Origin of the sequence: Arcanobacterium bovis (assembly GCF_004331995.1) — a bacterium.
GTDB classification, from domain to species: Bacteria; Actinomycetota; Actinomycetes; order Actinomycetales; family Actinomycetaceae; genus Arcanobacterium_A; species Arcanobacterium_A bovis.
Genome location: NZ_SJDT01000020.1, coordinates 1 through 898, shown reverse-complemented (window position 1 = coordinate 898; position 898 = coordinate 1). Strand labels below are relative to the sequence as shown.

The 898-nt window shown below is 47.6% G+C and carries 1 pseudogene; it reads left to right on the top strand.

What is annotated here, in order from left to right:
- Nucleotides 1-31 precede the first annotated feature (31 nt).
- Nucleotides 32-898, top strand: a pseudogene (locus EZJ44_RS08595) (VirB4-like conjugal transfer ATPase, CD1110 family); the annotation flags it as partial.

The window sequence follows — 898 nt, the reverse complement described above, 5'->3', positions numbered from 1 at the left end:
TGATCCTCAGCGACGCGAATATAACGATCTAGTGACTAAACGGCTAGAAACTGGGCGAAACAACACAGTCACGGATAAATATGTGACGCTCACTGTTGAGGCTGAGAGCGTGGAAGATGCAAAGATCCAGTTGGCACGTATGGTTGCTGAAGATAGCGCTTTGATACGTGAGATAGGTGGTTGTAAAGCCACCCAACTAGACGGAACACAGCGCGTTCGGCTGCTTCAACATTTTTTACGTCCTGGCATACAACCCGATTTCACATTTGATGAACTCGTCGGTCAGGCGTTGTCGACAAAAGACGCAGTATCGCCGATGAGTATTGACGTGTCGCGTTCTGATCGGGTGTCTCTTTCCGGCGCTGGTGAAAAATATTGGCAAACACTCGTTTTACGCAAGCTGCCACCATATATGAGCGACCGTGTATTGAAAGAGCTTGCTGATATTCCATTGGACATTGCGGTGTCGATCCATATTGATCCGCTCGATCAGTCTGAAGGCCTTTCCTTAGTTAAGCGCCAGATCGCATCAATGGATATCCAACGAGGAAATGAACTGCGCAAGCTCGCTAAACAAGGCTTGGGAGAAGATATGCTTCCCCATGAGCTACAGGCATCTCATGACGAAGCGATTCAACTGCGTAACGAGCTTGAGCAGTCTAATGAAAAGCTTTTTTCAACAACAATCGTCATTGGTGTCGCTGCCAGCACTGTCAATGAACTTGTTAAAAATGTGGAACGAGTACAACGCGTATGTGGGAAACATTCGTGCAACCTTGAAATCCTACGGTTTATGCAGCTTAATGGCTTAAATGCTCTTCTGCCACTAGGACGTAACGACATTCCTATCAACCGGACGCTCACGACTGCAGCCCTGGCTATTATGATGCCGTTCACG